The sequence below is a fragment of the Aeromonas sp. MR7 genome (assembly GCF_963899385.1).
Lineage (GTDB): Bacteria > Pseudomonadota > Gammaproteobacteria > Enterobacterales > Aeromonadaceae > Aeromonas > Aeromonas bestiarum.
The window spans coordinates 155,500-181,034 of record NZ_CAWQXH010000053.1; the positions used below are offsets into that span (position 1 = coordinate 155,500).

The 25,535-nt window shown below is 62.2% G+C and carries 26 protein-coding genes and 2 tRNA genes; 18 read left to right on the forward strand and 10 right to left on the reverse strand.

Annotation, left to right across the window (positions count from 1 at the left end; all coding sequences use genetic code 11):
* Positions 1-242 precede the first annotated feature (242 nt).
* Positions 243-1,007 carry a substrate-binding periplasmic protein gene (locus AACW87_RS22445; protein WP_241326210.1) on the reverse strand — a complete coding sequence of 255 codons (765 nt, stop codon included), beginning with the start codon at positions 1,005-1,007 and terminating at the stop codon, positions 243-245.
* 85 nt (positions 1,008-1,092) lie between these two features.
* On the opposite strand from AACW87_RS22445, the gene AACW87_RS22450 reads away from it, so the two are divergent.
* Positions 1,093-1,629: a DUF2301 domain-containing membrane protein gene (locus AACW87_RS22450; RefSeq protein ID WP_103472265.1), complete on the forward strand. Its 537-nt coding sequence runs from the start codon at positions 1,093-1,095 to the stop codon at positions 1,627-1,629.
* 118 nt (positions 1,630-1,747) lie between these two features.
* On the opposite strand, the gene AACW87_RS22455 is transcribed toward AACW87_RS22450, so the two are convergent.
* Positions 1,748-2,152: a CBS domain-containing protein gene (locus AACW87_RS22455; RefSeq protein WP_241326211.1), complete on the reverse strand. Its 405-nt coding sequence runs from the start codon at positions 2,150-2,152 to the stop codon at positions 1,748-1,750.
* Positions 2,153-2,285: 133 nt separating this feature from the next.
* Between AACW87_RS22455 and AACW87_RS22460 the strand changes: the two genes are divergently transcribed.
* Entirely contained in the window at positions 2,286-2,990 is a 705-nt protein-coding gene (locus AACW87_RS22460; RefSeq protein ID WP_241326212.1) for an SDR family oxidoreductase, read from the forward strand.
* Between the two features lie 20 nt (positions 2,991-3,010).
* Here the strand turns inward: AACW87_RS22460 and AACW87_RS22465 are convergent, their stop codons facing one another.
* Entirely contained in the window at positions 3,011-3,523 is a 513-nt protein-coding gene (locus tag AACW87_RS22465; protein WP_103472349.1) for a 2-amino-4-hydroxy-6-hydroxymethyldihydropteridine diphosphokinase, read from the reverse strand.
* Between the two features lie 127 nt (positions 3,524-3,650).
* On the opposite strand from AACW87_RS22465, the gene cydH reads away from it, so the two are divergent.
* From cydH to AACW87_RS22485, 4 genes are all read left to right on the forward strand, one after another.
* Positions 3,651-3,743, forward strand: coding sequence for a cytochrome bd-I oxidase subunit CydH (gene cydH / locus AACW87_RS22470; protein ID WP_017409791.1), 93 nt, complete (start codon positions 3,651-3,653; stop codon positions 3,741-3,743).
* Between the two features lie 105 nt (positions 3,744-3,848).
* On the forward strand, positions 3,849-5,249 hold the full coding sequence (locus AACW87_RS22475; protein WP_043554143.1) for a sensor histidine kinase: 1,401 nt from the start codon (positions 3,849-3,851) through the stop codon (positions 5,247-5,249).
* A gap of 8 nt (positions 5,250-5,257) precedes the next feature.
* On the forward strand, positions 5,258-5,773 hold the full coding sequence (locus tag AACW87_RS22480) for a hypothetical protein (protein ID WP_241326213.1): 516 nt from the start codon (positions 5,258-5,260) through the stop codon (positions 5,771-5,773).
* On the forward strand, positions 5,770-7,050 hold the full coding sequence (locus tag AACW87_RS22485) for a sigma 54-interacting transcriptional regulator (RefSeq protein WP_042870179.1): 1,281 nt from the start codon (positions 5,770-5,772) through the stop codon (positions 7,048-7,050). Before AACW87_RS22480 ends, AACW87_RS22485 begins: the two co-directional genes overlap by 4 nt.
* Positions 7,051-7,122: 72 nt before the next feature.
* Here AACW87_RS22485 and AACW87_RS22490 read toward each other — a convergent pair whose 3' ends face one another.
* Positions 7,123-7,605 (reverse strand): DUF1097 domain-containing protein, encoded by a 483-nt coding sequence (locus tag AACW87_RS22490; protein WP_043554141.1) that lies wholly within the window; start codon positions 7,603-7,605, stop codon positions 7,123-7,125.
* Positions 7,606-7,978: 373 nt separating this feature from the next.
* Between AACW87_RS22490 and msrP the strand changes: the two genes are divergently transcribed.
* Together msrP and AACW87_RS22500 are read left to right on the forward strand one after the other, a co-directional pair.
* Positions 7,979-8,983, forward strand: a complete 1,005-nt coding sequence (gene msrP, locus AACW87_RS22495) for a protein-methionine-sulfoxide reductase catalytic subunit MsrP (RefSeq protein WP_241326214.1) — start codon at positions 7,979-7,981, stop codon at positions 8,981-8,983.
* Between the two features lie 97 nt (positions 8,984-9,080).
* Positions 9,081-9,713: a protein-methionine-sulfoxide reductase heme-binding subunit MsrQ gene (locus AACW87_RS22500; protein ID WP_241326215.1), complete on the forward strand. Its 633-nt coding sequence runs from the start codon at positions 9,081-9,083 to the stop codon at positions 9,711-9,713.
* Positions 9,714-9,761: 48 nt separating this feature from the next.
* Here the strand turns inward: AACW87_RS22500 and AACW87_RS22505 are convergent, their stop codons facing one another.
* A complete protein-coding gene (locus tag AACW87_RS22505) occupies positions 9,762-10,010 on the reverse strand; it encodes a PepSY domain-containing protein (RefSeq protein WP_043142652.1) in 249 nt (82 codons plus the stop codon).
* 63 nt (positions 10,011-10,073) lie between these two features.
* Here AACW87_RS22505 and AACW87_RS22510 point away from each other — a divergent pair, with 63 nt between their 5' ends.
* From AACW87_RS22510 to AACW87_RS22525, 4 genes are all read left to right on the forward strand, one after another.
* On the forward strand, positions 10,074-10,406 hold the full coding sequence (locus tag AACW87_RS22510; protein ID WP_043142650.1) for a PepSY domain-containing protein: 333 nt from the start codon (positions 10,074-10,076) through the stop codon (positions 10,404-10,406).
* Between the two features lie 84 nt (positions 10,407-10,490).
* Entirely contained in the window at positions 10,491-11,147 is a 657-nt protein-coding gene (locus tag AACW87_RS22515; protein ID WP_005318517.1) for a response regulator transcription factor, read from the forward strand.
* A gap of 37 nt (positions 11,148-11,184) precedes the next feature.
* Positions 11,185-12,534 (forward strand): sensor histidine kinase, encoded by a 1,350-nt coding sequence (locus tag AACW87_RS22520; RefSeq protein ID WP_043142649.1) that lies wholly within the window; start codon positions 11,185-11,187, stop codon positions 12,532-12,534.
* Positions 12,535-12,746: 212 nt separating this feature from the next.
* Positions 12,747-13,208, forward strand: a complete 462-nt coding sequence (locus AACW87_RS22525; RefSeq protein ID WP_043142646.1) for a hypothetical protein — start codon at positions 12,747-12,749, stop codon at positions 13,206-13,208.
* 151 nt (positions 13,209-13,359) lie between these two features.
* Here the strand turns inward: AACW87_RS22525 and torA are convergent, their stop codons facing one another.
* Complete coding sequence (gene torA / locus AACW87_RS22530; protein WP_241326216.1) at positions 13,360-15,840, reverse strand: trimethylamine-N-oxide reductase TorA; 2,481 nt, start codon at positions 15,838-15,840, stop codon at positions 13,360-13,362.
* Positions 15,841-15,862: 22 nt separating this feature from the next.
* Positions 15,863-16,993, reverse strand: coding sequence for a NapC/NirT family cytochrome c (locus AACW87_RS22535; RefSeq protein ID WP_241326217.1), 1,131 nt, complete (start codon positions 16,991-16,993; stop codon positions 15,863-15,865).
* A gap of 366 nt (positions 16,994-17,359) precedes the next feature.
* Here AACW87_RS22535 and AACW87_RS22540 point away from each other — a divergent pair, with 366 nt between their 5' ends.
* Positions 17,360-19,330, forward strand: coding sequence for a DNA topoisomerase III (locus AACW87_RS22540; RefSeq protein WP_241326218.1), 1,971 nt, complete (start codon positions 17,360-17,362; stop codon positions 19,328-19,330).
* 73 nt (positions 19,331-19,403) lie between these two features.
* On the opposite strand, the gene AACW87_RS22545 is transcribed toward AACW87_RS22540, so the two are convergent.
* Both AACW87_RS22545 and AACW87_RS22550 read right to left on the reverse strand, forming a co-directional pair.
* A complete protein-coding gene (locus AACW87_RS22545) occupies positions 19,404-20,759 on the reverse strand; it encodes a TrkH family potassium uptake protein (RefSeq protein ID WP_241326219.1) in 1,356 nt (451 codons plus the stop codon).
* Positions 20,756-21,409 (reverse strand): potassium channel family protein, encoded by a 654-nt coding sequence (locus tag AACW87_RS22550; RefSeq protein ID WP_043554131.1) that lies wholly within the window; start codon positions 21,407-21,409, stop codon positions 20,756-20,758. Before AACW87_RS22550 ends, AACW87_RS22545 begins: the two co-directional genes overlap by 4 nt.
* Before the next feature lie 127 nt (positions 21,410-21,536).
* Between AACW87_RS22550 and murB the strand changes: the two genes are divergently transcribed.
* Positions 21,537-22,574, forward strand: coding sequence for a UDP-N-acetylmuramate dehydrogenase (gene murB, locus AACW87_RS22555; RefSeq protein ID WP_241326220.1), 1,038 nt, complete (start codon positions 21,537-21,539; stop codon positions 22,572-22,574).
* The gene (birA, locus tag AACW87_RS22560) at positions 22,571-23,536 is read left to right on the forward strand and encodes a bifunctional biotin--[acetyl-CoA-carboxylase] ligase/biotin operon repressor BirA (RefSeq protein ID WP_241326221.1); all 966 of its coding nucleotides are present in this window, start codon (positions 22,571-22,573) and stop codon (positions 23,534-23,536) included. The genes murB and birA overlap by 4 nt, the downstream gene beginning before the upstream one ends.
* A 77-nt stretch (positions 23,537-23,613) precedes the next feature.
* Here the strand turns inward: birA and coaA are convergent, their stop codons facing one another.
* Complete coding sequence (gene coaA, locus AACW87_RS22565) at positions 23,614-24,552, reverse strand: type I pantothenate kinase (protein WP_042036009.1); 939 nt, start codon at positions 24,550-24,552, stop codon at positions 23,614-23,616.
* A gap of 261 nt (positions 24,553-24,813) precedes the next feature.
* On the opposite strand from coaA, the gene AACW87_RS22570 reads away from it, so the two are divergent.
* The 3 genes from AACW87_RS22570 to AACW87_RS22580 form a co-directional block, all read left to right on the forward strand.
* Positions 24,814-24,898: transfer RNA gene (locus tag AACW87_RS22570), tRNA-Tyr, on the forward strand.
* Positions 24,899-24,936: 38 nt separating this feature from the next.
* Positions 24,937-25,011: transfer RNA gene (locus tag AACW87_RS22575), tRNA-Gly, on the forward strand.
* Positions 25,012-25,183: 172 nt separating this feature from the next.
* A partial coding sequence (locus AACW87_RS22580) for a GTP-binding protein (protein ID WP_241326222.1) occupies positions 25,184-25,535 on the forward strand: 352 nt, incomplete at its 3' end.

Genomic DNA, 25,535 nt, shown 5'->3' on the forward strand with positions numbered 1-25,535 from the left:
CCATTTCACATGCGAAACCCTGATCTCGCTGCAGAACCCGATATTGCGAGACGTGAAGCCCTGAGGCTTGTTGCGTGGGGAGGGATGCGGGAGATCCATTTCACATGCGAAACCCTGATTTCATTACAGAACCCAATATTGCGAGACGTGAAGCCCTGAGGCTTGTTGCGTGGGGGGATGCGCGAGATCCATGTCACATGCGAAACCCGATCTTGTGTGATGTGAAGCCCTGACTGTCGGGATCAGGGTTCGATATAGGGGATGCCGTACTTGTCGTAGATGGCCTTGAGCCTGCCGTCGCGCTTCATGTGCAGCAGTTCGGCATCATAGGCCGCCATCAGGGCCGGGGTGCCGGCATCGGCCCTGGCCTTGGTCCAGACGGTGTAGTAGGGGCTGGCCTTGAGTGGCTTGGGCAGGTAGTCGAGCTTGCCCTCCAGCCCCTCCTCCTTGATCTGGGCGAAGGCGGTGACCAGCGGCATGGGCACGGCATCTATGCGTCCGGCGATCAGCTTGCGCAGTTGCAGCTGGTTGATGGGGATCTCCTGGAAGTGATAGGCCGGATCGGCCAGGGCCGCCGTCAGCTCAGGGGTGTAGGAGAAATCTTTGGTGACGCCGATGCGCCAGGGTTTGAGATCGCTCAGGGTGTCGTAGCGGATCTTCATCATGTCGGCCTTGCGCACGAAGAAGTGCCAGCTGTGGCGCAGGTGGGCCTGCTGCGGGTAGAGCAGATAGCGCTCTCGCTCCGGTTTGTAGGAGTGGGTCATCACCAGGTCATACGCGCCGGTTTCGGCATTGCGGGTGAGGCGGGCGCCCGAGTCGGTCAGCTCGATCCTGATGGGGACCTTGAGCTTGCCGAAGATGGCGGTGACCACGTCCACATCCAGCCCGCAGGGGCGGGCCTGGTCGTCCAGAAATTTCAGCGGCGGCTCCAGCGTGCCACCTATGATCAGTTCTTTGGCCTGGAGCCAGAGGGGAAGCAGCAGGCAGAGCAGAATGAACCTTCGCAAACCACATCTCCTGCACGGAATAGGGAATCGCCCACGGGCATAATTCAAGTATATTGGCCCGGATATTCAACAGAGACGACCCCGGATGGCAAATCCTGAAATCGAAAGTGAACTGGACGGTATCGACAGCTTGTCGGTCTGCCTCTATCGCCTTGGCCTGAGTCTGGCAGCTTTATTGCTTGTGTGTCGAGGGGCCAGCCTGCTGATTGGGCAGGATTTTTTACCGCCTGCGATCTGGCTGGCTGCCATGGCGGTGGCGAGCGGGGTGTGCGGGCTCTGCCTGCATATCTATGACAAGCGTATTCGCTTCATCCTGCAGGCGACGGCCTGGGGCGGCCTGATGTTGAGTGCCTGCGGGGCGCCGGACGTGCTGGTGCTGGGGGCTGTGCTGGCCACGCTCTCCGGCCTGGCGTTCAAGGAGCAGTTCTGTTTCGCCATTCCTGGCATCAAGGCGGTGCCCCTGCTGCTGCCGCTGTTATGGGGGCTGGAGTGGGCCCGGCTCGGCTGGGCCGCCGCCCTGGTTGCCCTGGCGTGCGGCCTGTTGCTCTGCCTGCTCAGTCTGGCCAAGTGGCGCATGCCCCTGCACTTCGACATAGGTGACAAGGGGCGCTACCAGAGCTAGGTCTGCTGGCTGCCCTTCATCTGGCGGTTGAGTGCCTGCATCACCTGATGGCGGCTGATGATGCCGATCACCTTGCCCCCTTGTACTTCGACATAGGTGACAAGAGGCGCTACCAGAGCTAGGTCTGCTGACAGCCCTTCATCTGGTGGTTGAGAGCCTGCATCACCTGATGGCGGCTGATGATGCCGATCACCTTGCCCCCTTGCAGCACCGGATAGATCTTGGGCCTGGCCTCGCTCATCTGGCGCGCCAGGTCCAGAATGCTGTCGTCCGGGGCGACCGAGAGCGGCGTGTGGCTCATCAGATCTTCCACCCGGGTGCGGGTGTCGCAGTGATAGCTGCCGGTGAGCAGGCTGGGTATGCAATCCTGTTCGGAGAGAAAACCGATCAGCCGCTGTTGCTCGTCCAGCACCGGCAGGCCGCTCAGCCCTGAGTGGTGCAATCTGTCCAGCGCCTCGGCCAGGCCGAGTTGCGGGGTGAGGGAGTGGGTCAGGCGGCTCATGTGATCGCGGATCTGCAGCATCTGGGTGGCTCCAAAACGGGTAAAGTGGTGTCACTATGGCCGCTGGGCGGCGGACGGGGCCAATGGCTTGTGCCGTGGAGATTGATAGGCAGGGCCCTGCCACGGGTCGGCAAGCAATGACAAAGGAGAGGTTATGCGTGCATTGGTGACGGGATGTGGCCGCCGGCTCGGCTTCTATCTGTGCGAGCAACTGGTGGCGGCCGGCTGGCAGGTGACGGGCAGTTATCGCAGCGAGCGGCCCGAGCTAGCCAGACTGGCGGCGCTCGGGGTCGAGCTGGTGCAGGCGGATTTCGCTCGTGAAGAGGAGGTCGGCAGGCTGATCGAGGTGCTGGCCGCCCATCAGGATCTGGCGCTGGTGATCCACAACGCCTCGGCCTTCGAGCCCCAGGCGGCGGATCCGGCGGTGCAACTGGCCCAATTCGAGCAATTTTATCGGGTGCACATGGCGGCACCCTTCCAGCTCAACCGGGCGCTGGCGCCCCAGCTGGCGTGCAACGCCAATGCCGGCATCATCCACATCACGGATATCTATATTCACGCCCCGGCCCCCCAGTTTGCCAGCTATGTGGCCACCAAGGCGGGGGCTCACTCCCTTGCCATGAGCTTTGCCCGTGAACTGGCACCCGCCATCCGGGTCAACACCATAGAGCCTGGCCCCATCCTGTTTCTCGATGAACATGGCGATGCGTGGCGCCAGCAGGTGCTGGCGAAAACGCCGCTGGCGCGGGAAGGGGGGCTGGAGCCCATCTGGCAGGCGGTGCAGTTGCTGATGGAGAACGACTACATGACGGGCGCCAGCATCCGGGTCGATGGCGGCCGCAGCCTGGCCGTCATCTGAGCCCTGACCCGGAGCTGCGCTCAGCTTCTGGCGACAGAGGCCTCTGCCGCCTGATGCAGGGCCAGGGGGGTGAGGCCGACCTGCTGCTCCTCGATCACCTTGCCCGCCATCAGCCGGGTGTGCAGTGGCAAGGTGACCTTGCGATCGCGCACCTCCCCCTGCCCATACAGCTCGGCCAGCAGCTCGTTGAGGTAGGCATCGACCCGGGTGGCGGCGAAGTCATCGGTCGGGTTGCTGGCCAGAATGTCGATGTCCAGCGGCCGGTCGAGCACCTTGCAGTTCGGATCGCTGCGATCCCGGCCGTGGGCCAGCTCCATGGCGATGAAGACGGTTTTCAGCTGCAGGGGCGTCAGCGTGCTTTCGGTGACGAACAGGCAGTTGAGGAAGTCGTGGCGGGAGTGCATCCCCACCGGCTTGGTCTGGATCACCGAGCTCAGTTGCAGGCGACCGAAACGCTCGAGCAGTTCGCCGACCGCCTGGCTGACATGCTGGTGGGGATCCAGATTCGATCCAATGCTGCACAGATAGAACATCTTCATCGGTCCTTGAGTAGGGCTCATCTGAAATGTATACACGGCTCACGGTAATCGGATTAACTATGCATTAACATCAAAATGTCTGTTGTGATCAGGCTCTATGTTGGCAAGAAAGGAGGTTTGCATGAGTGTGGAACTGAAGTGGGCACTGTTGACCGCGTCTGGCGCGTTGGCGATGATCCTGATTATCTGTGTGGCATCCGTCGGTCTGGCGTGAACCCCATCCCTCATTTTGCAGTATGAACCGGCCTCCTGGCCGGTTTTGCTTTTTGGGGGAGTGCGGATATGCTGGCCCACCCATGATGAATCGAGACAGCCCAAGATGACCAAGGTACGTCCACGCTCCCTGTTGCAAGTGGTATTGATGGGCTTCGTCCTGGTATTGATGCCGCTGGGCGGCATGATCTGGCACGACAGCCAGGCCCTCGAACACCTCAGCCAGTTGACCAGCGACGAGCTGGAACGGGCGGTGCGCGATACCCGGCGGGCGACGCTGCTCACTACCCAAGCCATTGATCTGGAACGTACTCTTCGTCGTTATGCCGTGCTGGGGGATGATCGCATCCTGGCCAGCTATCAGCAGCAGCTGGCGAGCTATCGCGGCCTGCTCGCCGCCCATCAGAGTTCGATCCCGGATGCCGAGGCCTACACGGGTCTCGAGCAGGCACTGACCTGGCTCGACAGCCTGCAGGATCTGGCTCGTGCCAAGGCAGAGTCGACCAGTCCTAAGTTTGATGATTTTAATCATGTTAATCAGCAGCTTGAGATCATCACCCGCAGTCAGGTAGACGAGCATGTCAGCCGGGTGCGAGCCACCATCGCCGACCTGATGACGGAGATCTGGTGGGTCAGCGGCTTCGTGGCCGTACTCAGCCTGCTGCTGGTATTGCTGTTTACCTATCTGATCATCCACCCGGTACGTCAGATTGAGTCGCGGATCTTGAGCCTGGGTGCCGGTGTGGAACCGGACAAGCGCCCGGTGGACGGGCCTGCCGAGCTGGTGTTGCTGGGGGAGCGGATCGGCTGGCTGCACGACAAATTGAAGGAGCTGGAGCAGCAGAAATACCAGTTCCTGCGCCACGTTTCCCACGAGTTGAAGACCCCGCTGGCGGTGCTGCGGGAGGGAGCGGATCTGCTCTCAGAGCAGCTTGTAGGGCCCTTGACCCCGGATCAGCAGGAGATCTGCCAGATGCTGGAGGAGAACAGCCGCCGGTTGCAGACCCTGATCGAACGCCTGCTCGATTTCAACCGCCTCAGCCAGCAGGAGGTGTTCAGCCTGACCCCGGTGGCGCTGGCGCCCCTGTTGTCAGAATTGTCTGCAGAGTACCGGCTGGCGCTGGAATCCAAACAAATCAGTGTACACTTGCCGACCGATCCGATCATGCTGCAGGCCGAGCCGTATCGCTTGCGGCTGATCCTCGATAATCTGTTTTCCAACGCGGTCAGTTATGGCGCCATGGGCGGCCAGATCTGGATCCGCGCCGGGCAGGATGCCGATGGCGGCTGGCTGGAGGTGGCCAACGAAGGGCCCTCCATTCCGGTGGCCGAGCGGGAACGGATCTTCGAGCCGTTCGAGCAGGGCAGCATAGTGCGGCAAGGTTTGTTGAAGGGCTCCGGCATGGGGCTCTCCATCGCTCGCGAGTCGGCGATGAGCCTGGGCGGCGAGTTGGTATTGGTTGAAGATGAACAGGCGGATGTCTGTTTCCGGTTGACGTTGAAGTGAAGCCTAAGATGAAACAATGTGTTGTTCCGGTATTGATGATGGGTCTGCTCACAGGCTGCTCCCTGTTGCCCGCGGGTGAACCGGCGGCGTCGTCGGATCTCGCCCTCGCCAAGCGGATGGAGTTTGCCAACAAGGAGATGCAGGTGCGCCTGCAGTACTCGGACTGGCTGGTGGCCAGCCATGCCCAGCAGCGGGTGCAGGAACGTCAGCGCCTCAAGGGGGCGAGCGACATCGAGAGCCGGGTCAGCCTGGCCATGGTTAATACCCATCCGTCCGAGTCGGTGGCAAATCGCCGGGCCGGACTGGACAAACTCAAGAGCCTGCTGCCCGAGCTGGGGCTGGATGCCCAGGCCTTCCTGCGCAGCTGGATTGCCCTCGGCGAGGAGCTGCTGGCCCGCGACAGCCGGCGCGACGATCAGAGTCAGGAGGTGCAGCGTCTGCGCCGCCAGATCGAACAGCTCTCCGCCATCGATGAACAGCTCAATCAGCGCAAGCTGAACGGCAATGGCGAGGCGCTAAAATGAGTCGCATCCTGCTGGTCGACGACGATGTCAGCCTGCTCAAACTGATGAGCATGCGCCTGCGCAGCCAGGGCTACGAGGTGGATACCGCCGACAGTGCCGAAGGGGCGCTGGACAGACTGCGCCAGCAGCGGGCCGATCTGGTACTGAGCGATCTGCGCATGACCGGCATGGACGGACTGGCGCTGTTCGAGCGCATCCAGTCCCAGTGGCTGGGGCTGCCGGTCATTATCATGACAGCTCACGGCACCATACCCGATGCCATTCAGGCCACCCGTTCCGGGGTATTCAGCTTTCTCACCAAGCCCATCGACAAGGATGAGCTGTTTGCCACCATAGAACATGCGCTGAGCCTGACTCGCCCAAAGCAGCGGCAGGATTGGCAATCGCTGATCCTGACCCGCAACCCGCAGATGGAACAGTTACTGATCCAGGCCAACAGCATAGCCGGCATGGAAGTGCCCGTGCTGATCATGGGTCCTTCCGGTTCCGGTAAAGGGGTGATGACCCAGGCATTGCATCAGGCCAGCAGTCGCCGTGACAAGCCGCTGCACGCCATCAACTGCGCCGCCTTGCCGTGGGCCGCGCTGGACCTGCAACTGTTCGGCGAGGACGGTCAGTCCGGCCTGTTCGAGCAGGCCAAGGGGGCAACCCTGTTTCTGGACGAGATAGGAGATCTGTCGGAGTCATTGCAGGCCAAGCTGCTGCAGGTGCTGCAGGAGTACGGTCAGGGCATCCCCGAGGTGCGGGTCATCAGCTCCAGCCATCAGGATCTGGTGGCGGCGATGGAGGAGGGGCGCTTTCGGGAGGATCTCTTCTACCGCCTCAACGTGGCCAACATCACCTTGCCGCCCCTCAGTGCCCGCAGCGAAGACATTCCGCTGCTGGCCAGACAGGCGCTGGACGAATATCGCAGCCGTCACGGCGACTGCGCCGCCCTCGGCTTCTCGCCGGAGGCGCTGGCCCTGCTGGCCGCGGCGGGCTGGCCCGGCAACGTACGCCAGCTCTACAGCGTGGTGGAACAGCTGGCCAGCCTCTGCTGCAGCCCTGTGATCGGCGCCGCCATGGTGGAGTCCGCCCTGAGCGGCGGCAGCGGCGGCATCCCCTCGTTCAACGAGGCGCGGGCCGAGTTCGAGAAGGAGTATCTGATCCGCCTGCTGCGTACCACAGAGGGCAACGTGACCCTGGCGGCCAACATGGCGGGCAGAAACCGCACCGATTTCTACAAGCTGTTGAATCGGCACGGTATAGAAGCGGCAAACTTCAAGTCGAAGGGATAAATGACAGAGGGGCGGCCCGTGGATGACGGACCGCCCCTCTTGTTTCAGAGCGAATCGGCCAGATCGTCAGGATCAGGCCGGGTCGGTAACGCCAGCCGTGGCCTGGGCTTTCTGGGTTTTCTGGGAGAGCCAGAGGCCGCTCGCCTTCATCAGGTAACCGAACAGCGCGCCTATCACCAGGGAAGGCAGTATCAGTCGCCACTCTCCCGCCGCCCCGAAGGTGGCGCAGCAACCGGCGAAGGTACCGGGAATGTAGCCGAGCCACTGCTGCTTGGCCTGCACGCACATCAGGGTTGCGACCACCCCCGTCATCATGTAACCCGCCACACCGGCTCCCCACCAGGCATCCCCGTGGATCAGCAGCAGGGCCCACAGCATGCCGCTCACATTGCACAACATGGTTTGCAGCAGCGCCTTGTAGCCACCGCTGGAGGCGAAGTAGCTGGTACAGCCGAGGAAGCCGACCCAGGAGATGAGGCCGAGAGCGACGGCGACCCAGCCCCAGATGGCGGAGAGGATCCCGGTCGTGATGGCGATGGCGATCAATGGGCTCATGGTGTGACTCTTCAAAGTAGTGACATCTGGAAAAAGGGGGAGCCTACCCCTCGCAGGGGGGGCGGCAAGCAGGGGCGGAATTGTGTGTGATCTTCATCACTTATTTCAACTCAGGAATACGCTTGCGCTCGCGAAAAAAATTCATTGGTGGCGTCTTTGGCCCTGCACCATAGTTAGAGGCCCTGTCCTGCTCATGGAGTGAGTCTGATGGTGCCTAATGTGATCGTTCCTCTGCTGGTGTTCGTAGTGCTGTTCCTGGTCGGAACCATGGCCAAGGCCCTGCCCCTGCACCAACTCATGTAAATTTGTGTGAAATAAAACTCGGCCGGGGCGGGTCTTATGATTATCACCCTCATAGCCCCGGGAGTTTTTCATGTTGATCAAGCGCCGCTCTTTCCATCACCCCACCGAGCAGGATGTCACCCCGGAAGCCGTCTATCAGGATCGCCGCCTCATCCTGAAGGGGCTCGGGCTGGGGGCTGCGACCCTGGCGTTTCCCACTCAGGCGAGCGTGCTCGATCTCTTCTCCGCCGACAAGCCGACCCCCGCCGCCGCGACCAGGCCGCTCAACATCCCTTCCGCTACCCGGCCCGAGGGCGTGATCATCACCCCGGAGGAGAAGGCCACCACCCACAACAACTTCTATGAGCTGGGCACCGACAAGGGGGATCCGGCCCGCAATGCCCATTACCTCAAACCCGAGCCCTGGACCCTCAAGGTGGAGGGGGAGGTGGCCAAGCCGTTTACGCTGGACGTGTGGGATCTCATCAACAAGAGCACGCTCGAAGAGCGCATCTACCGGCTGCGCTGCGTGGAGGCCTGGTCCATGGTACTGCCCTGGAGCGGCATCTCGCTGGCGGACCTCATTCGCCGTGCCGAGCCCAACAGTCGCGCCAAGTTCGTGGCCTTCGAGACCCTGTATGACCCCGAGCAACTGCCGGGCCAGGCCTCCCGCTCCCTCGGTGGCGGCATCGATTATCCCTACGTGGAGGGGCTGCGCATGGACGAGGCGATGCACCCGCTCTCCTTCCTGGCGATGGGCCTCTACGGCAAGACGCTGCCCGCCCAGAACGGGGCCCCGATCCGGCTGGTGGTGCCCTGGAAATACGGCTTCAAGAGCATCAAGAGCATCGTCTCCATCCGGCTGGTGGAGGAGATGCCACCCACCACCTGGAATCTGCTGGCGTCGAACGAATATGGCTTCTACGCCAACGTCAATCCACAGGTGGATCACCCGCGCTGGAGCCAGGCCAGCGAGCGCTTCATCGGCGAGGGGGGCATCTTCGGCGCCAAGCGTCAGCCGACCCTGATGTTCAACGGCTATGCCGACGAGGTGGCCTCGCTCTATCAGGGGATGGATCTGCGCAAATGGTATTGAAACTGACGCTCTGCCCGAACGGTGTCTTGCCCCCTTCTCCCCTTGCGGGAGAAGGGTTGGGGATGAGGGGTGGGAAAAACATAACGGGAACTGCGATATGACGCCGAGACTGAAAACAGCCCATATCAACGGCTTGCGCCTGCTGGTACACCTGGCCTCGCTGGGCTTTCTGCTCTGGCTGGGATACGCCCTGCCAGCCGGATTGCTGGGGGGAGACCCGGTGCAGGGGCTGACCCACTACCTCGGCAAGGGGGCGCTGCATCTGCTGCTGCTCACCCTGCTGGTGTCACCGCTGGCCAAACGCTGGCGCCAGGGCCAGCTCATCAAGCTGCGCCGCCCCCTCGGGCTCTGGTGCGCGGCCTGGGCCGGGTTGCACTTTATGGTCTGGCTGGGGCTGGATCTGCAGTTCGACTGGGGCCTGATTGGCGGCGAGCTGGTGAAGCGCAGCTACATACTGGTGGGGGCGCTGGCGCTTTTGCTGCTGGTGGCGCTGAGCATCACCTCGATCCCGGCCCTGCTGCGGATCATGGGGCCGGCCTGGCAGAAGCTGCACAACTGGATCTATGCGGTGGCCCTGCTGGTGCCTGTGCACTACTGGTGGTCGGTCAAGAGTGGCTGGCAGGAGCCGCTCATCTATTTGCTGCTGGCCTGTGCCCTGCTGTGGCCACGGCGGGACAAGCTGCTGCGCCCCTGGCGCCAGCGTCAGCCACAAAAACTGAAAGAGGCGTGACTCGTCGCGCGCTCATCCGGCGCGCGCAGCGCACATAGCAAAAGAGGCCTAGTCGGCCTCTTTTTTGGTGATCTCCCCGCTGTAGGCATCGACCAGCAGCTGAACGCGCTGCTCCTGGGCGTCCAGGGTTTCTACCTCGAATTTATCCCCTTCCAGCTCCACTTCCCGAATGTCGTGGTACCCTTGGGCCAACAGCAGCTTGACCAGCGCCGGCATGTCGAGACGCGTCTGGGCCGCCCAGCCAAGGGTGGAAAAGAGGCAAAGGATCAGCAGGATACTGCGTGGGATCATATTCATTCCGGATTCATGGCTGGCAGACTATAAACGGCATTATGTTAGGTTTTTGGAGATGAATCATCCATGAATAGAGCCCTGTCTCTGCTTGGGTTGCTGCTGCCCGTGATGGCGCAGGCAACCACGCCGAACGAGGCCTTGCTGCAACAAGCTGTCAGCGAGGGTCGGATCAGGCCCTTTCATGAGGTGATGGAGGTGGCCTCTCGCCTGCCGGTGCGCGTGCTGCGCGTCGATCTGGGGGAAGAGGACGGCATCTGGTTGTATGAGCTCAAGCTCATCGACAGCGAGAACAGCGTCATCAAGGTGGGCTATCGTGCCGACAACCTGGAGATGGTGTGGCTCAAGGGCCATCATCTGGAGCGGCTGTTCGAGCCTCGTCCTCCACCGGAAGAAGAGTGACCCGGTTGGGCGCTCTGGCAGGCATGGCTGCCCGACCCCCTCTCCGCTGACGCAAGTGTAACCCTGCTTTGGATACCCATTTATATGCGCATTCTGATAGTTGAAGATGAGAAGACACTGGCGGGCCAGCTGGCGGAACAGCTGCGTCTGTCCGGTTTCGTGACCGACCTTTGTCATGATGGCAACGAGGCCGGCTTTCTCGGCGAGACCGAGCCCTATGACGCCATCATCCTGGATCTCGGTCTGCCGGGTCGCGATGGCCTGAGCGTGCTGAAAGAGTGGCGCAGTAAGGGGATAGATACCCCAGTGCTGGTGCTGACCGCCCGCGGCCAGCTGCACGAGAAGATTGAAGGGCTCAATGCCGGTGCCGACGACTACCTCACCAAGCCGTTCCAGGTGGCCGAGCTGGTAGCGCGGGTGCAGGCGCTGGTGCGGCGGGCGGCGGGCAATGCCAGCTCGATCCTGGAGATAGGCGGAGTGCGGCTCGACATGGCGGCCTCCCAGGTGTGGTACGAAGGCACCCCCATCAAGCTCACCGCCCACGAGTTCCGGGTGCTGGGTTACCTGATGCAGCACAGGGGCAAGGTGGTGTCGCGCAGCGAGCTGATCGACCACATCTATGCCCAGGATTTTGACCGCGACTCCAATACCGTCGAGGTGTTCATCGGCCGGATCCGCAAGAAGACCCACGCCGATCTGATTGAGACTGTGCGTGGCCTCGGATACCGGATCAACGAATGAGTCGGGCCTTGATGCAACTGCGGCAAGGGCACGCTGAATGAGGCTGGTTCGGACCCTGCGGGGGCGGCTGGTGGTCATAGCCCTGGTCTGGTGCGGCCTCTTCCTGTTCGCCACAGGTTTCAGCCTGCAGACCATGATGCGCAACTACTGGCAGGAGGCGGAGGCCGACGGCCTGCGCCTGCAGCTCTATGATCTGCTCTCCCGGCTCGAGATCCAGCCAGACGGTCTGCCCATAGTCACCGAGCCCATGGCCGATCCCCGTTTCCGTCAACCTTACTCCGGCTACTACTGGCAGCTGGAGCTGGGAGATGCCGTGGTCAGCCGCTCCCGCTCCCTGTGGGATGTGCACCTCGACGTGCATGGCCTGAAGTCGGCGTTTGGCGACCCGGATCTGTTCGTCGGCAAGGGGCCCAACAAGGAGCCGCTGCTGATCATGACTCGCGCCGTGTTGCTGCCGGGCTCTGACAAGGTGTTTACCCTGGTGATGGCCAAGGACAGCAGCGCCCTGACCCAGACTCTGAAGAAGACCCGGATCAGCCTGTTCCTCGGCCTCGGCTTTGCCGCCACCGGTCTGGTACTGGGCTTCATGTTCCAGATCGTCTATGGTCTGCGCCCGCTGCATCTGCTGCGCCGCGAGCTGGGACGGGTGCATCAGGGGCATCAGGAGGGGTTTCGGCTGCGCTATCCGCTGGAGATCCAGCCGCTGGTGGAGGACATCAACCGCCTGCTGCACCACTACGGCGAGCTGCTGCAACGGGCCCGCTCCCACACCGGCAACCTGGCCCACGCCCTCAAGACGCCGCTCAGCATAATGCGCAATCAGGTGGCCCAGTTGTCACCCGAGGATCAGGCCGCCATCGGCGAGCAGCTCGACCAGATCCAGCGCCACATCGACTATCACCTCGGCAAGGCCCGGGTGACGGGCGCCGCCAAGATCCTCGGGGTGTCGACTCCGGTGCGGGCGCGGGTGGAGTACATCTGCCGCGCCTTCTCCCGCCTCTATCCGGGCAGGGAGGTGGATCTGCAGGTGCCGGCCAATCTGGCGGTCGGGGTGGAGGAGCAGGACTTCGACGAGATGGTGGGCAACCTGCTGGAGAACGCCTTCAAGTGGTCGGCCGGCCAGCTGCGCATCTCCAGCGCCGAGCTGGGAGGCTGGATCACATTGCGCATCGAGGATGACGGCCCCGGCATGAGCGAGGATCAGATCGCCAAGGCGGTGCTGCGCGGGGTACGGCTCGACGAGAAGGTGCCGGGCTCCGGGCTCGGCCTCAACATAGTCTCCGATCTGGCCGAGGCCTATAGAGGCAATCTCATCATGGGTCGGGCGGAATTGGGTGGCCTGGCGGCGTCTCTGTCACTGCCCAAGGTGGCAAGGGTGGATAGCTAGGGATCAAGCCCATTATGGGGCGGATGAAATAATTGGGGTGGCCCGTTCCCCGTCTCCGCTCAAGGTGGCCTGGGTAGAGAGCCAGGTATTATCAAGCCTCGTCATGAGGCAATGGAATTGGGGTGGTCCGCTCCCCGCCACCGCTCAAGGTGGCACGGGGAGCGGGCCAAGCATAAGATAAGACACTTGTTCAAGCCTGAGGAAGGGTAGCAATGACAGACGATCCATGGGCACTATGTCATCTTGATGACTCGTTCGATTCCTCTGTACTGGGGATCAAGGGGGCTCAGCTCCAGTGGTTCGAGGACAGAGATAGCCTGATCGCATTCCTGCTGGAAGATTTCATCGATCTGCTGGCCGATGTGGGTGAGCTGGACGAAGACGAAATCGCCAGCGCCCGCGAGCGCTTCACCCTGCTGGTGGAGCAGATCAGAGACGATCGCGGTCTGGTGGATGCGCTCAACGATCTCGCCTCCGGCCTGCGCCGCATCGCCTGGCTGGGGCCGCTTTCCGAGCTGGCTGAGGTCAGCGACGACTTCGCCGCCGGCCTGCGCCGCTATTTCTGGACCCAGTACGACGGCGACGAAGATGACCCGGATGCCTGGGTGCCGGAAGAGCTCTGGCCCCAGCTGGTCGAATGTGCGGAAGAGTACATGCAGGAAGGGGACTTCTGAGTCACCTTGTCCGTGCTCCGGCTGCAGAGCGGGTGGCGTGTGCGGAAGAGTGCATGCAGTAAGGGGGCTTCCGAGTCACCACTGCCACAGCAAATTGACAGCAATAAAAAACGGCGCCTGATGGCGCCGTTTTTGTTGGTCGAGTGTGGACTCAGCCGTTGGCCGGGACCGCGTGGGCGGTATTGACCAGTGCCGGGCCCCTGTACTTCTCGATCTGCAGCTGGGCCATGTGGCCGCAGTTGCCCTGCGCCAGGCTGGAGGTGCCCTCGTCGAAGGTCAGGCAGTTGACGTTGCCGTTCTTGCAGATGGCCCCCGCTTCACCCGGTTTGGCCGGGTCGAACCAGGCCCCTTCACAGATGCGCACCACGCCAGGACGTATGTCTTTCGACACCAGGGCGCCCACCAGGATCTGGCCGCGATCGTTGAAGGCGCGCACCAGGTCTCCATCCTGAATGCCACGGGCCTTGGCATCATCCGGGTGGATCAGGATGGCCTCCCGATCGGCGATGGCGAACTTGTCCCGCAGCGGCGTGTTGTCCAGCTGGGAGTGCAGCCGCTGGGTCGGGTGCGAGGTGTTGAGCGACAGCGGATAACGGCTGGCGGTCTCGCTCTTCAGCCACTCCTTGGGCTCATACCACTTGGGATGGCCGGCGCAGTCGGCATAGCCCATGCCGGCGATGGTATTGGAGAAGATCTCGATCTTGCCGGACGGGGTGCCGAGCGGGTTGAGCAGCGGGTTCTCGCGAAAATCGGCGTGACGGATCCACTGGCGATTCGCCTCCGGAATGGGGAAGCGGATGTAGTTGTTGGACTCCCAGAACATGGTGAAAGGCGGCAGTGCCACCCGGGCGCCACGAGCCTGGGCGGCCATGCCGTCATACATCTGCTTGAGCCACAGCATCTCGTCCTTGCCTTCGGTGTAGGCCTCCAGCAGGCCCAGCTTGGCGGCGATGGCGCTGAAGATGTCGAAGTCGTTGCGGGACTCGTGCTGGGGCGGCACGCACTGGTGCATGGGGAAGACGTAGCGCTGGGAGTAATCGCCGCCCATCTCCAGATCGTTGCGCTCGTAGCTGGTGGTGGCCGGCAGCACTATGTCAGCGTGCTTGGCGGTGGCGGTCCAGTAGGGTTCATGGACTATCACAGTCTGCGGCTTGCGCCAGGCCTTGAGCAGGTTGTTGGTGTCCTGATGGTGGTGGAAGGGATTGCCACCCGCCACGTAGACCAGCTTGATGTCCGGATAGCTGAGCTGACGGCCGTTAAAGTCGATGGTCTTGCCAGGATTGGCGAGACAGTCGGCGATGCGGGCCACCGGGATCGGCGCCGGGCTGTTCTTGGGTGCGTTGCCGGCCGAGATACCCGCCAGTATGCCGCCCTTGGCGGTGGGGCTGCCACCGGAGGAGTAGTGGTAGCTGAAGCCGTAACCGCCGCCGGGCAGGCCGATCTGGCCCAGCATGGCGGCCAGGGTCACCAGCATCCAATTGGGCTGCTCGCCGTGATGCTGACGCTGCATGCCCCAGCCCGCCATGATCATGGTGCGCTTGGACGCCATGTCGAGGGCCAGCTGACGGATCACGGCGGCATCGACACCGCAGACAGTGCTCGCCCACTCGGCGCTCTTCGGCTGACCATCCTCCTTGCCCAGCAGGTAGCTGAGGAACTTGTCGAAGCCGCTGGTGTAACGGTCGAGGAAGGCCTGATCGTGCTTCTGCTCGGTATAGAGGGTGTGGGCCACCCCCAGCATCATGGCCACGTCGGTATAGGCGTTCGGCGCAATCCACTCGGCCCCGGCCAGCTTGGCAGTCTCGTTGTAGACGGGGTCGATGCTGATGATGCGGGTACCCTTCTCCTTCAGCGCCTGGAAGCCGGCCTGACCCTCGTGGTCCGGCATGTTCCAGCTGTTCTTCAGGGTTACCTGGGCGTTGACGCCCCACAGCACCACCAGTTCGGCGTGTTCGATCACGTTCGGCCAGGCGGTCTGCTGCTCATACACCTCGATGGAGCCCATGACGTGAGACATGATCACCTGGGCGGCGCCGGCGGAGTAGTCACCGGCATAACCGGTGAAGCCACCGGCCAGGTTCATCAGGCGGTGCAGCAGGGTACGGCTGTTGTGGAACATGCCGACGCTCTTCCAGCCGTAGGAACCGGCGTGGATCGCCTGCGGGCCGAAGTCGCTCTGCACCCGGCCTATCTCGCCGGCCACCAGTTCGATGGCCTTGTCCCAGCTTACCCGCACCCACTCGTCGGCGCCGCGCAGCTCGGGTTTGGCGCCCGGGCCCTGCTCCAGCCAGCTCTTGCGCACCATGGGGTACTTGATGCGGTTCTTGGCGTGAACCTGGAACGGGGCCATATCGATGAGATCGTTGGGCGCCGGATCATCGGCCACCGGCTGGACGCGCACCATGCGGCCCTCTTCGACTATGGCTTCGAAGGCGCCCCAGTGGGCACCGGTCAGTATGCCTTTCTGGGCCGGCACCAGGGTTGGGAACTGTTCCAGCGCCGTGCTGATGGCCTTGGCCAGGGCGCTCTTCGGGAAGATGCCGGCCAGCAGCGGCAGGGCCGCGCAGGCGCCGAGCCCCTTGAGCAGGTTGCGGCGGGACAGATTGGTTTTCTTATCGGTAAAAAAAGTCATGACGATTTCCTCTGTGCCAGCCTTAGTGCGCCGCGCTCATGTCACTGGCATGTTTCTGGACGTATTGGGTCAACATGCGAGCCTGTTCCGGGGTCAGGGAGGTACGGGATTCCATCCCCTTGATGACGCCGATCCACTGGTTGGCATTGAAGTGATCCAGCGCCGTGAGGCCGTGGCAGCCGGTGCAGTTGTTGGACATCAGGGTGGAGGCGTATTGCCACAGCTTGCCCTGATCGCCGATAAGCTGGCTCTGATCCACCCAGGCGGTCAGGCTGACCTGATGCCAGGTGAGGTTGGTGGCGCTGTCGGTTTCGCTCTGGCCGGTGACCAGGGATTTCTTGGCGTTATCACCGACCAGCACGCTCAGGATCCGCTTGCCGGGGGCTGCGTAGAAGACTTCGCTCACGCCGTCCTGCTGCCAGCCTTCGATCTGCACCTGGGCGCGGCCATTCTCGTTGGCCAGCACTTCCACCCTGGTGGAGGGCATCAGGGTGCCTTCGTCTGTCTTGGCGGCGGCATCTAGGAACAGCGGCGCCGTGGCGATGGCGTAACGGGTGGTGACGTTGGCCGGGGTCTGGGCGGCAGCCTGGGCCAGCTCGCTCGCGCCGGCGGCGGCCAGCTCGCTCATGTCAGGCATGATATGGGCGACACCGCGGTGGCAGTCGATGCAGGTCTGGCCTTCCTTGATGGCGACCGGGTGCTCGGCGCGGGCATTGGGGCGCTGGGCCAGAATGTCCATGGCGGCATAGCTGTGGCAGCTGCGGCAGGTGGCAGAATCGTTGGCCTTGAGCTCGTCCCACACCGACTGCGCCATGCGCAGCTTGTGCGATTCGTATTTCTCCGGGGTGTCCAGGGTGCCGATCGCTTCGTGATAGATATCCTTCACGGCGCGGATCTTGGTCCACAGATAGGCGCTGGGTTCATTGGGGATGTGGCAGTCTGCACACTCGGCCCGGATGCCCTTCACGTTCTGGAAGTGGACGCTGCCCTGATACTCGGCCAGCGGTGTCTGCATGGAGTGGCAGGAGACGCAGAACTCGGTAGAACTGGTTTTATGCATCACTGTCACTGTGACACCCAATGCCGCGACGCCCAGCAGGGCCCCGAGCAGCAGGAGCCAGAACCAGGTCTTTCTCAATAATTTTCCAAGCATGGCGGCGTTTTCCTACGATCAAATATTACCAATATAGTAGTAGCTAGGGAGAGGTGGTGGCTTGACCTCTATCATGATTTTTATTTCGTATTGTTATTTTAAATGCATTTATTATTTTGTATTTTATCATTTAATTGAATTTAATTTAACTTCAGCGCTTTTATCAGCCTGTTCGCACTCGTTCGGGCCAAGTTTCATCATCTGGCTCGCATGAGCATCCTCAAGGGTAGCTGCATCCTTGACCCCGAGCCGCGGCGCTGACCGACAGCGTGCTCGCGATCACCGGATCCACGGGTGGCCGGGCTTGGGCTTTGCAAAAGGCTCGGTATATACTGTTCGCATATACAGTATTCAGGTATGTTTGCCATGCGACTCTTTATCGCCGAGAAGCCCAGTCTGGGCCGCGCCATTGCCGATGTGTTGCCCAAGCCCCACAAGAAGGGCGACGGCTTCATCGAGACAGCCCAGGGGGACGTGGTGACCTGGTGCATCGGTCACCTGCTGGAGCAGGCCGAGCCCGATGCCTACGACGCCGCCTTCAAGCAGTGGCGCATGGAGCAACTGCCCATCATCCCCGCCCAGTGGCAACTGGTGGCCAAACCCAAGACCAAAACCCAGCTCACCGTCATCAAGCGGCTGATCAAGCAGGCCGACTGCGTGGTGAATGCCGGTGACCCGGACAGGGAAGGGCAACTGCTGGTGGACGAGGTGATCGATTTTCTCGGCTACCCCAAGACCAGGCCCGTGCAGCGCTGTCTCATCAGCGATCTCAACCCGCCGGCGGTGCGCCGTGCCCTCGACAAGCTCAGGGACAACAAGGAGTTCGTGCCGCTGGCGGTGTCTGCGCTGGCCCGCAGCCGTGCCGACTGGCTCTATGGCATCAACATGACCCGGGCCTACACCCTGCTCGGTCGCAAGGGCGGTTGCAGCGAGCTGCTGTCGGTCGGCCGGGTGCAGACCCCGCTGCTGGGGCTGGTGGTGCGGCGGGATCTGGAGATAGAGGCCTTCGTGCCCAAGCCCTTCTACGAGGTGCTGGCCCATCTGGTGACCGAAGGTAACGAGCGCTTCAGCGCCAAGTGGCTGCCTTCCGAGGCCTGCCTGCCCTGGCAGGATGAGGAGGGGAGGGTGCTCAACCGGGCACTGGCCGAGAAGGTGGTCAGTCGCATCAATGGCCAACCAGCCGTGGTGGAAGAGGTCGAGGAGCAGGCCCGCAAACAGGCGGCGCCGCTGCCCTACAACCTCTCCAGCCTGCAGATCGATGCCGCCAAACGCTTTGGCATGGATGCCAAGCGGGTGCTGGATGTGTGTCAGGGGCTCTACGAGCGCCACAAGCTCATCACCTACCCGAGATCCGACAGTCGCCACCTGCCGAGCGATCATTTCAACCGCGCCGGCCAGGTACGGGATGCCATAGCCGCGACCGCGCCGGCGCTCGCCAGGGCGGTGAGCGAGGCGGACGGCAAGATCCGCAGCAAGGCGTGGAACGACAGCAAGGTGGATGCCCACCACGCCATCATCCCCACCGAGAAGCGCGGCAACGAGGCCAGCCTCAGCGGCGATGAGGCCAAAATATACGGTCTGGTGGCGCGCCAATACCTGCTGCAGTTCTACCCGCCGTTCGAGTACAACGACAGCAAGGTGCTGCTGCGCATCGCGGGCGGCCTCTTCCAGGCCAAGGCGCGGCGGATCCTCAAGGCGGGCTGGAAGGCCCTAATGGGGGTGGAAGAAGATGACGACGAAGAGAAGGCCGGTACCCTGCCCTCCCTGAAAGAGGGGGAGCAGCTGCTGTGCGAGCGGGGCGAGCTGCTGGAGAAGATGACCCAGGCACCCAAGTCGTTCACCGATGCCACCCTGCTGGCCGCCATGACCGGCATAGCCCGCTACGTGCAGGACCCCGAGATCCGCAAGACACTGCGCGAGACCGACGGCCTGGGCACAGAGGCGACCCGGGCCGGCATCATAGACCTGCTGTTCAAGCGCCGTTTTCTGGTGCGCCAGGGCAAGAGCATCAAGGGCACGCCCACTGGACGGGCACTGATCCTGGCACTGCCCGCCACCGCCACCACACCGGACATGACGGCACTGTGGGAGCAGAGCCTGGGCCAGATCGCCGAACGGCACGCCAGCTACCAGCAATTTATGGGGCCGCTGACGGAGCAGTTGAACACCTTGATCGAGGGGGCCAGGCAGGATTCCGGCGCCAGCTTCAGCGCCTTGCCCAAGGCCGCACCGGGAGCCAGCAAGCAGCGCTTCACCCGCCGCAAGAGCAGTGCGGGGACGGCTGGCACGGCTCGCAAGAGTGCGGGCAAACGGCCGGCCAAGGCCAAGGTGGCCTGAGCCGTTGCACCGGGCGTTAATGCCGAGAAAAAGAAGGGGCCATTATGGCCCCTTTCTCTTTATGGCAGCGGACTCAGCCCGTATAGACACCCTCTTCCGGGTACTTGATGCGGGTTTCGCTCGGGCGCGCCAGCATGAAGGCCAGGGTCAGCGGGCCGAGACGGCCGCAGATCATCACCAGCACCAGAATTAGCTTGCCCGGTTCGCTCAGGCCGGCGGTGATGCCGGTGGAGAGGCCCACGGTGGCAAACGCCGATATGGTCTCGAACATGATCTTGTCGAAGGATTGCTGCTCGGTGATCATCAGCAGGAACATGGCCAGCATCAGCACCATGGTGCTGACGATTATGATGGCCAGCGAACGGGTCACTATCTGGGGTGACAGGGTGCGGCCAAAGGCGGTGACGTGGGGGCGTTTGGTCAGGAAGGCCTTGGTGGCCAGCAGCACCACCGCAAAGGTGGTCACCTTGATGCCACCACCGGTAGAGGTGGCACCGGCACCGATAAACATCAGCATCATCATGAACAGCAGGGAGGCGGGTACCATCTGACCTATGTCGATGGAGTTGAAACCCGCGGTACGGGCGCTGGTGGACTGGAAGAAGGCCGCCAGCCACTGGCCCCCGAAGGAGGCCTTGCCGAGGGTGCCCGGGTTGTTGTGCTCCAGCAGCCAGAACATCAGGGTACCCAGCAGCAGCAGGGCCGGCGTCATGATCAGCATCAGCTTGCTGTGCAGCTTCAGCTTGCGCCAGCGGCGGTTGCGTACCAGATCGACGATGACGGTGAAGCCAATCCCCCCCAGGATGATCAGCGCGGCTATGGTCAGGCTGATGACGGGGTCGTCTCTGTAGTCCATGAGATTGTTGGCAAACAGCGAGAAACCGGCGTTGTTGAAGGCCGATACCGCGTGGAAGAAGCTGACATAGAGGCCGCGCCCCCAGCCCATCTCGGGTACCCAGCGTATCGCCATCAGGCCGGTGCCGATCAGCTGGGCGATGAAGGCGAACAGCACTATGCGCTTCACCAGCTGGATGATGTTGACCGAGCCCTCCTGGCCCAGCGCCTCCTTGGCCAGTACCTGCTGGCGCAGGCCGACCCGTTTGCTGAACATGGCGATCAGCAGCAGCGTCATCGTCATCTGGCCCAGGCCGCCAATTTCCATCAGCATCAGCAGGAAGATCTGCCCCTGCAGGGTGAAGGCAGTGCCGGTATCCACCACGCCGAGGCCGGTCACGCTGATGGCCGAGGTGGCGGTGAAGAGGGCATTGACGAAGGTGACCTCGCCCTTGTGGCTGGAGGGTTGCACCAGGAACAGGGTGCCGACCAGCAGTATGATCAGGAAACTGCCCAGGATCAGCTTGGCCTCGCTCCAGCGGGACTCATCGTCCCGGTGCAGGGCGAAGGCGTAGCTGCTACGCCAGCGTGTCATAAGGTTTCCAGCCAGTGGTCGATGGCATGCTTGTTGCCCGCCAGGATCAGGATGTCACCCAGTTGCAGCTCCATCTTGCCGGTCAGCACGTTGTGCAGCACCTGGCCACGCTTGATGGCCAGCAGTTGCAGCTCGGTCTGTTGCAGCAGGTGTAACTCGGCCAAGGTGCGGCCATTTTGCGGCAGACCTATGACGAACTCGGTCAGCACCATGTCGTGACCCAGCTCCAGATAGTCGAACAGCCGGTTGTCCAGCATGCTCTGGGCGACCCGGCGACCCATGTCCCACTCGGGGTTGATCACCTTGTCTGCGCCGACCTTTTGCAGGATCTTGGCGTGGAACTTGTCGCGCGCCTTGACCCACACCTTCTTCACCCCGGCCTCCTTCAGCACGAGCGTGGTGAGTATGCTGGTCTCGAGGTTGTCACCTATGGCGACGAAGACGATGTCGAAATTGGCCAGCCCCAGTTCGGCCACCGTAGACTCATCGGTCGCATCGGCGACGACGACATGGTTGCACAGGGTGGCGATCTGGCGAGTCTTGCTCTCGTCTATATCAATCGCCAGCACCTCGGCATCCTGCCGTTGCAGCTCTTCGCACAGGGCGCTGCCAAACAGTCCCAGGCCGATGACGGCAAATTGGTTGTTCATGAGTACTTCCTCAAGAGTCGGAGCCGCATACTCTACTCCAGCGGATCGAGTCCGAAAAGAGGGCCGGATTTTTCGTCCGGCGGGAATATAAGGTAGACTGCCCGCTCGCCATTGTCGGGACACGCAGATGAAACTCACCCCTCACGCCTCCTTGTTGACGCTCAACACCCTCGCCCTCGATGCCCATTGCCTCTGGCTGGCGGAGGTGGCACAGGTCGACGACCTGCAGCAACTCGTGACCAAGCCTGAACTGACCGACCTGCCTCGCCTGGTGTTGGGTGGCGGCAGCAATGTGCTGTTTTGCAATGATTTTGCCGGGCTGGTTGTACTCAACCGTTTGAAGGGCATCCAGCTGCAGGATGAGGGGGAACACTGGCTGCTGCACGTGGCGGCCGGGGAAGAGTGGCATCAGCTGGTGTGCCACGCCCTGCAACAGGGCTGGTACGGCCTGGAGAACCTGGCGCTGATCCCGGGCACGGTCGGCGCCGCGCCTGTGCAGAACATAGGCGCCTACGGGGTCGAGCTGGCCAGCTTCTGTGCCTATGTCGAGGCGTTCAACTGGCAGAGTGGCCAGCTGGAGCGCATCGATGCCGCCGATTGTCACTTCGGCTACCGCGACAGCATCTTCAAGCATGAGTATCAGGATTCCCATTTCATCACTGCCGTCGGCCTGCGCCTGCCCAAGGTCTGGACGCCGGTGCTGGGTTACGGTCCGCTGGCGGCGCTTGGGGACGCACCCACCGCGCAGGCCATCTTCGATACCGTCTGCGCCACCCGTCGTGCCAAGCTGCCGGATCCCGCCGTGCTCGGCAACGCGGGCAGCTTCTTCAAGAACCCAGTGGTGACGAGGGCGCTGGCCGACACGCTCAAGCAGCAATATCCGCACATGCCCTGCTACCCGGCCGGGGAAGGGCAGGCCAAGCTGGCCGCGGGCTGGCTCATCGATCAGTGCGGCCTCAAGGGTTTTGCCATCGGCCGCGCCGCCGTCCATCAGGAGCAGGCGCTGGTGCTGGTCAACCTGGGTGGTGCCAGCGCCATGGAGCTCATCGCCCTGGCGGCCCATGTGCGCGACAGCGTGGAGCAGAAATTCGGGGTGGTGCTGGAGCACGAGGTGCGCTTCATGGGCCTGACCGGTGAGACTTGGCTCGATGAGGTACTGGCATGACGCTGACTCCCACCAGACAGACGCTGATCACCCTGCTCAGCGATGGTCAGTTCCACTCAGGCGAACAGCTCGGCGAGCAGCTCGGCATCAGCCGTGCGGCCGTGAGCAAGCACATGGCCGCGCTCAAGGAGCTGGGGCTGGACTTGTTCAGCCTGACCGGCAAGGGCTATCGGCTGGCGGTGCCCATGGCGCTGTACGATCAGGTGCAGTTGCAGGCGATGGCCCCCATGGCGCCGGTGCACTGCTTCCCGGTGATCGACTCCACCAACCAGTACCTGCTGGAGCGGGTCAACCAGCTGCAGTCCGGCGAGAGCTGCCTGGCCGAGTGCCAGACTGCGGGGCGCGGTCGCCGTGGCAAGCCCTGGGTCTCTCCCTTCGGCTGCCAGCTGATCCTCAGCATGTACTGGCGGCTCGAGCAGGGCATGGCGGCGGCCATGGGCCTGAGTCTGGCGGTCGGTGTGGCCGTGGTGCAGGCGCTGGAGTCGCTCGGTTATCCGGGGGTCGAGCTGAAGTGGCCGAACGATCTCTACTATCAGGGCCGCAAGCTGGCGGGCATTCTGGTGGAGATGAGCGGCAGCGCCGGTGCCAGCTGCAACCTGGTGATCGGGGTCGGCCTCAATCTGGCGATGCCGGCCCGGGAGGGGGAACGGATCGATCAGGCCTGGTCCGAGTTGCGCCACATACAGCCGGAACTGGTGGATCGCAATCTGCTGGCCGCCCGCATGATCGAGCACCTGCAACAGGCTCTGCTGACCTTCGAGCAGAGCGGCCTGGCCAGCTTTGTCGACGACTGGAACCGGCTCGATCACTTCGCCGGCCGACCGGTGCGGCTCCTGATGGGGGAGCAGGAGATCCGCGGCGTGGCTCGCGGCATAGACGATCGCGGCGCCCTGCGCCTGGAGACAGGTGAAGGGACAAGATTCTATCTGGGGGGCGAAATCTCCCTGCGCCGGGGCGACTGAGTCCTTGTCACTGCGACAACAATGAAAGAGGGGGCCTGCGGGCCCCCTCTTCGTTCAGGTACTGTGTGCCTCGGCCATCACTTGCGCAGCTTGATCTGCTCGATGGCGTGCTCGTGGCCCTTGGTCAGGATCAGGTTGGCCCGTTCCCGGGTCGGCAGGATGTTTTCCTGCAGATTCAGATAGTTGATGTCTTGCCATATGGTGTTGGCAATCTTGCTGGCTTCACTTTCCGCCAGTTTGGCGTAGTGATGGAAGTAGGAGTCCGGATCCGAGAAGGCGCCGCTGCGGAACTTGAGGAAGCGCTCGACATACCAGGTGCGCAGCAACTCGGCCTCGGCATCCACATAAATGGAGAAGTCGACAAAATCCGACACGAAGACGCGATGGGGTTCCTGCGGGTAATCCATGCCGCTTTGCAGCACATTGAGCCCTTCCAGGATCAATATGTCAGGCTGCTCCACCACCTTCTTCTCATCGGGAATGATGTCGTAGATGAGGTGGGAGTAGACGGGGGCCTCGACCTTCTCGTGGCCGGCCCGGATATTGGCGACAAACTCCACCAGATGACGGATGTCGTAGGATTCCGGGAAGCCCTTGCGCCGCATCAGGCCGCGCTCTTCCAGCACCTTGTTGGGATAGAGGAAGCCATCCGTGGTGACCAGCTCCACTCTTGGGTGTTCGGGCCAGCGCTCCAGCAGCGCCTGCATGATGCGGGCCGTGGTGCTCTTTCCCCCCGCCACGCTGCCGGCGATGCTGATGATGTAGGTGCCCTTGCCACGGGACTGGCCGAGGAACTGCTCCAGTACCCGGCTGCGGCGCTGCTTGGCCTTGACGTAGAGATTGAGCAGGCGGGAGAGGGGCAGATAGATCTCTTCCACCTCCTGCAATGACACCTTCTCGTTGATCCCGCGCAGGGTCTGCAGATCGTGTTCGGTCAGGGTCAGGGGGACAGCATCGCGCAATAACGCCCATTGTTCGCGGGTGAATTGCAGATAGGGGTTATGCTCTGTCGTCATGGTGTCATCACTGTTTCTTGGGCAGGGCGACCATACACCAAGGGGTGGGGAGCGACAAGAGACGCGGCGGATTCGAGGAGAGAGTGAGTCCTTTTTTGCATGCTTCCCGGCAATAATGCACATTTTGCAAGGCGCAATGGTTGCATCCCCAAAATCCTTACAATAAAATGCGCGACGCTTGGATGTCTGTCGCCTATTTGCCCGGCAAAAGCGACAAAACAACGGGTGCAAGCAGAATTACCGTTGTGGCATTTATGCACTGGAGGGGTTCCCGAGCGGCCAAAGGGATCAGACTGTAAATCTGACGGCTCTGCCTTCGAAGGTTCGAATCCTTCTCCCTCCACCATATTTCTCTGCGGTTTGAGTTCTTTGGGTTAGAGAAATGCGGGCATCGTATAATGGCTATTACCTCAGCCTTCCAAGCTGATGATGCGGGTTCGATTCCCGCTGCCCGCTCCAAGATGCTGATACGGCTCAGGCGATACCAAGAGTCACACCTTCGGGTGAGTTCGGCAATCGAACCTGGCTGTCAGCACCAACCTCTCTTCCCCACCAGATTCAAATCCATCATATAAACTGTTCTGTGGTTAGCTTGCCACCGCGTACTCAGCGTTAGTTTAGAGGGACGATCATGTCTAAAGAAAAATTTGAGCGTAATAAACCGCACGTTAACGTGGGTACCATCGGCCACGTTGACCACGGTAAAACCACCCTGACCGCCGCCATCACCAACGTGCTGGCCAAGCACTTCGGTGGTAAAGCTTTCGCCTTCGACCAGATCGACAAGGCGCCGGAAGAGCGTGAGCGTGGTATCACCATCAACACCTCCCACGTAGAATACGACACCGCCATCCGCCACTACGCGCACGTAGATTGCCCGGGTCACGCCGACTACGTTAAAAACATGATCACCGGTGCTGCCCAGATGGACGGCGCGATCCTGGTAGTAGCTGCGACCGACGGCCCGATGCCGCAAACTCGTG

Coding starts and splice junctions, on each gene's coding strand:
- torA (WP_241326216.1), bottom strand. CDS start 15,840: ATGACTTTTTTTACCGATAAGAAAACCAATCTGTCCCGCCGCAACCTG.
- coaA (WP_042036009.1), bottom strand. CDS start 24,552: ATGACGACAGAGCATAACCCCTATCTGCAATTCACCCGCGAACAATGG.
- AACW87_RS22485 (WP_042870179.1), top strand. CDS start 5,770: ATGAGTCGCATCCTGCTGGTCGACGACGATGTCAGCCTGCTCAAACTG.
- AACW87_RS22515 (WP_005318517.1), top strand. CDS start 10,491: ATGCGCATTCTGATAGTTGAAGATGAGAAGACACTGGCGGGCCAGCTG.
- AACW87_RS22480 (WP_241326213.1), top strand. CDS start 5,258: ATGAAACAATGTGTTGTTCCGGTATTGATGATGGGTCTGCTCACAGGC.
- AACW87_RS22510 (WP_043142650.1), top strand. CDS start 10,074: ATGAATAGAGCCCTGTCTCTGCTTGGGTTGCTGCTGCCCGTGATGGCG.
- AACW87_RS22520 (WP_043142649.1), top strand. CDS start 11,185: ATGAGGCTGGTTCGGACCCTGCGGGGGCGGCTGGTGGTCATAGCCCTG.
- AACW87_RS22460 (WP_241326212.1), top strand. CDS start 2,286: ATGCGTGCATTGGTGACGGGATGTGGCCGCCGGCTCGGCTTCTATCTG.
- AACW87_RS22535 (WP_241326217.1), bottom strand. CDS start 16,993: ATGCTTGGAAAATTATTGAGAAAGACCTGGTTCTGGCTCCTGCTGCTC.
- AACW87_RS22545 (WP_241326219.1), bottom strand. CDS start 20,759: ATGACACGCTGGCGTAGCAGCTACGCCTTCGCCCTGCACCGGGACGAT.
- cydH (WP_017409791.1), top strand. CDS start 3,651: ATGAGTGTGGAACTGAAGTGGGCACTGTTGACCGCGTCTGGCGCGTTG.
- AACW87_RS22540 (WP_241326218.1), top strand. CDS start 17,360: ATGCGACTCTTTATCGCCGAGAAGCCCAGTCTGGGCCGCGCCATTGCC.
- msrP (WP_241326214.1), top strand. CDS start 7,979: ATGTTGATCAAGCGCCGCTCTTTCCATCACCCCACCGAGCAGGATGTC.
- AACW87_RS22455 (WP_241326211.1), bottom strand. CDS start 2,152: ATGCTGCAGATCCGCGATCACATGAGCCGCCTGACCCACTCCCTCACC.
- AACW87_RS22505 (WP_043142652.1), bottom strand. CDS start 10,010: ATGAATATGATCCCACGCAGTATCCTGCTGATCCTTTGCCTCTTTTCC.
- birA (WP_241326221.1), top strand. CDS start 22,571: ATGACGCTGACTCCCACCAGACAGACGCTGATCACCCTGCTCAGCGAT.
- AACW87_RS22465 (WP_103472349.1), bottom strand. CDS start 3,523: ATGTTCTATCTGTGCAGCATTGGATCGAATCTGGATCCCCACCAGCAT.
- AACW87_RS22550 (WP_043554131.1), bottom strand. CDS start 21,409: ATGAACAACCAATTTGCCGTCATCGGCCTGGGACTGTTTGGCAGCGCC.
- AACW87_RS22500 (WP_241326215.1), top strand. CDS start 9,081: ATGACGCCGAGACTGAAAACAGCCCATATCAACGGCTTGCGCCTGCTG.
- AACW87_RS22475 (WP_043554143.1), top strand. CDS start 3,849: ATGACCAAGGTACGTCCACGCTCCCTGTTGCAAGTGGTATTGATGGGC.
- AACW87_RS22490 (WP_043554141.1), bottom strand. CDS start 7,605: ATGAGCCCATTGATCGCCATCGCCATCACGACCGGGATCCTCTCCGCC.
- AACW87_RS22450 (WP_103472265.1), top strand. CDS start 1,093: ATGGCAAATCCTGAAATCGAAAGTGAACTGGACGGTATCGACAGCTTG.
- AACW87_RS22525 (WP_043142646.1), top strand. CDS start 12,747: ATGACAGACGATCCATGGGCACTATGTCATCTTGATGACTCGTTCGAT.
- murB (WP_241326220.1), top strand. CDS start 21,537: ATGAAACTCACCCCTCACGCCTCCTTGTTGACGCTCAACACCCTCGCC.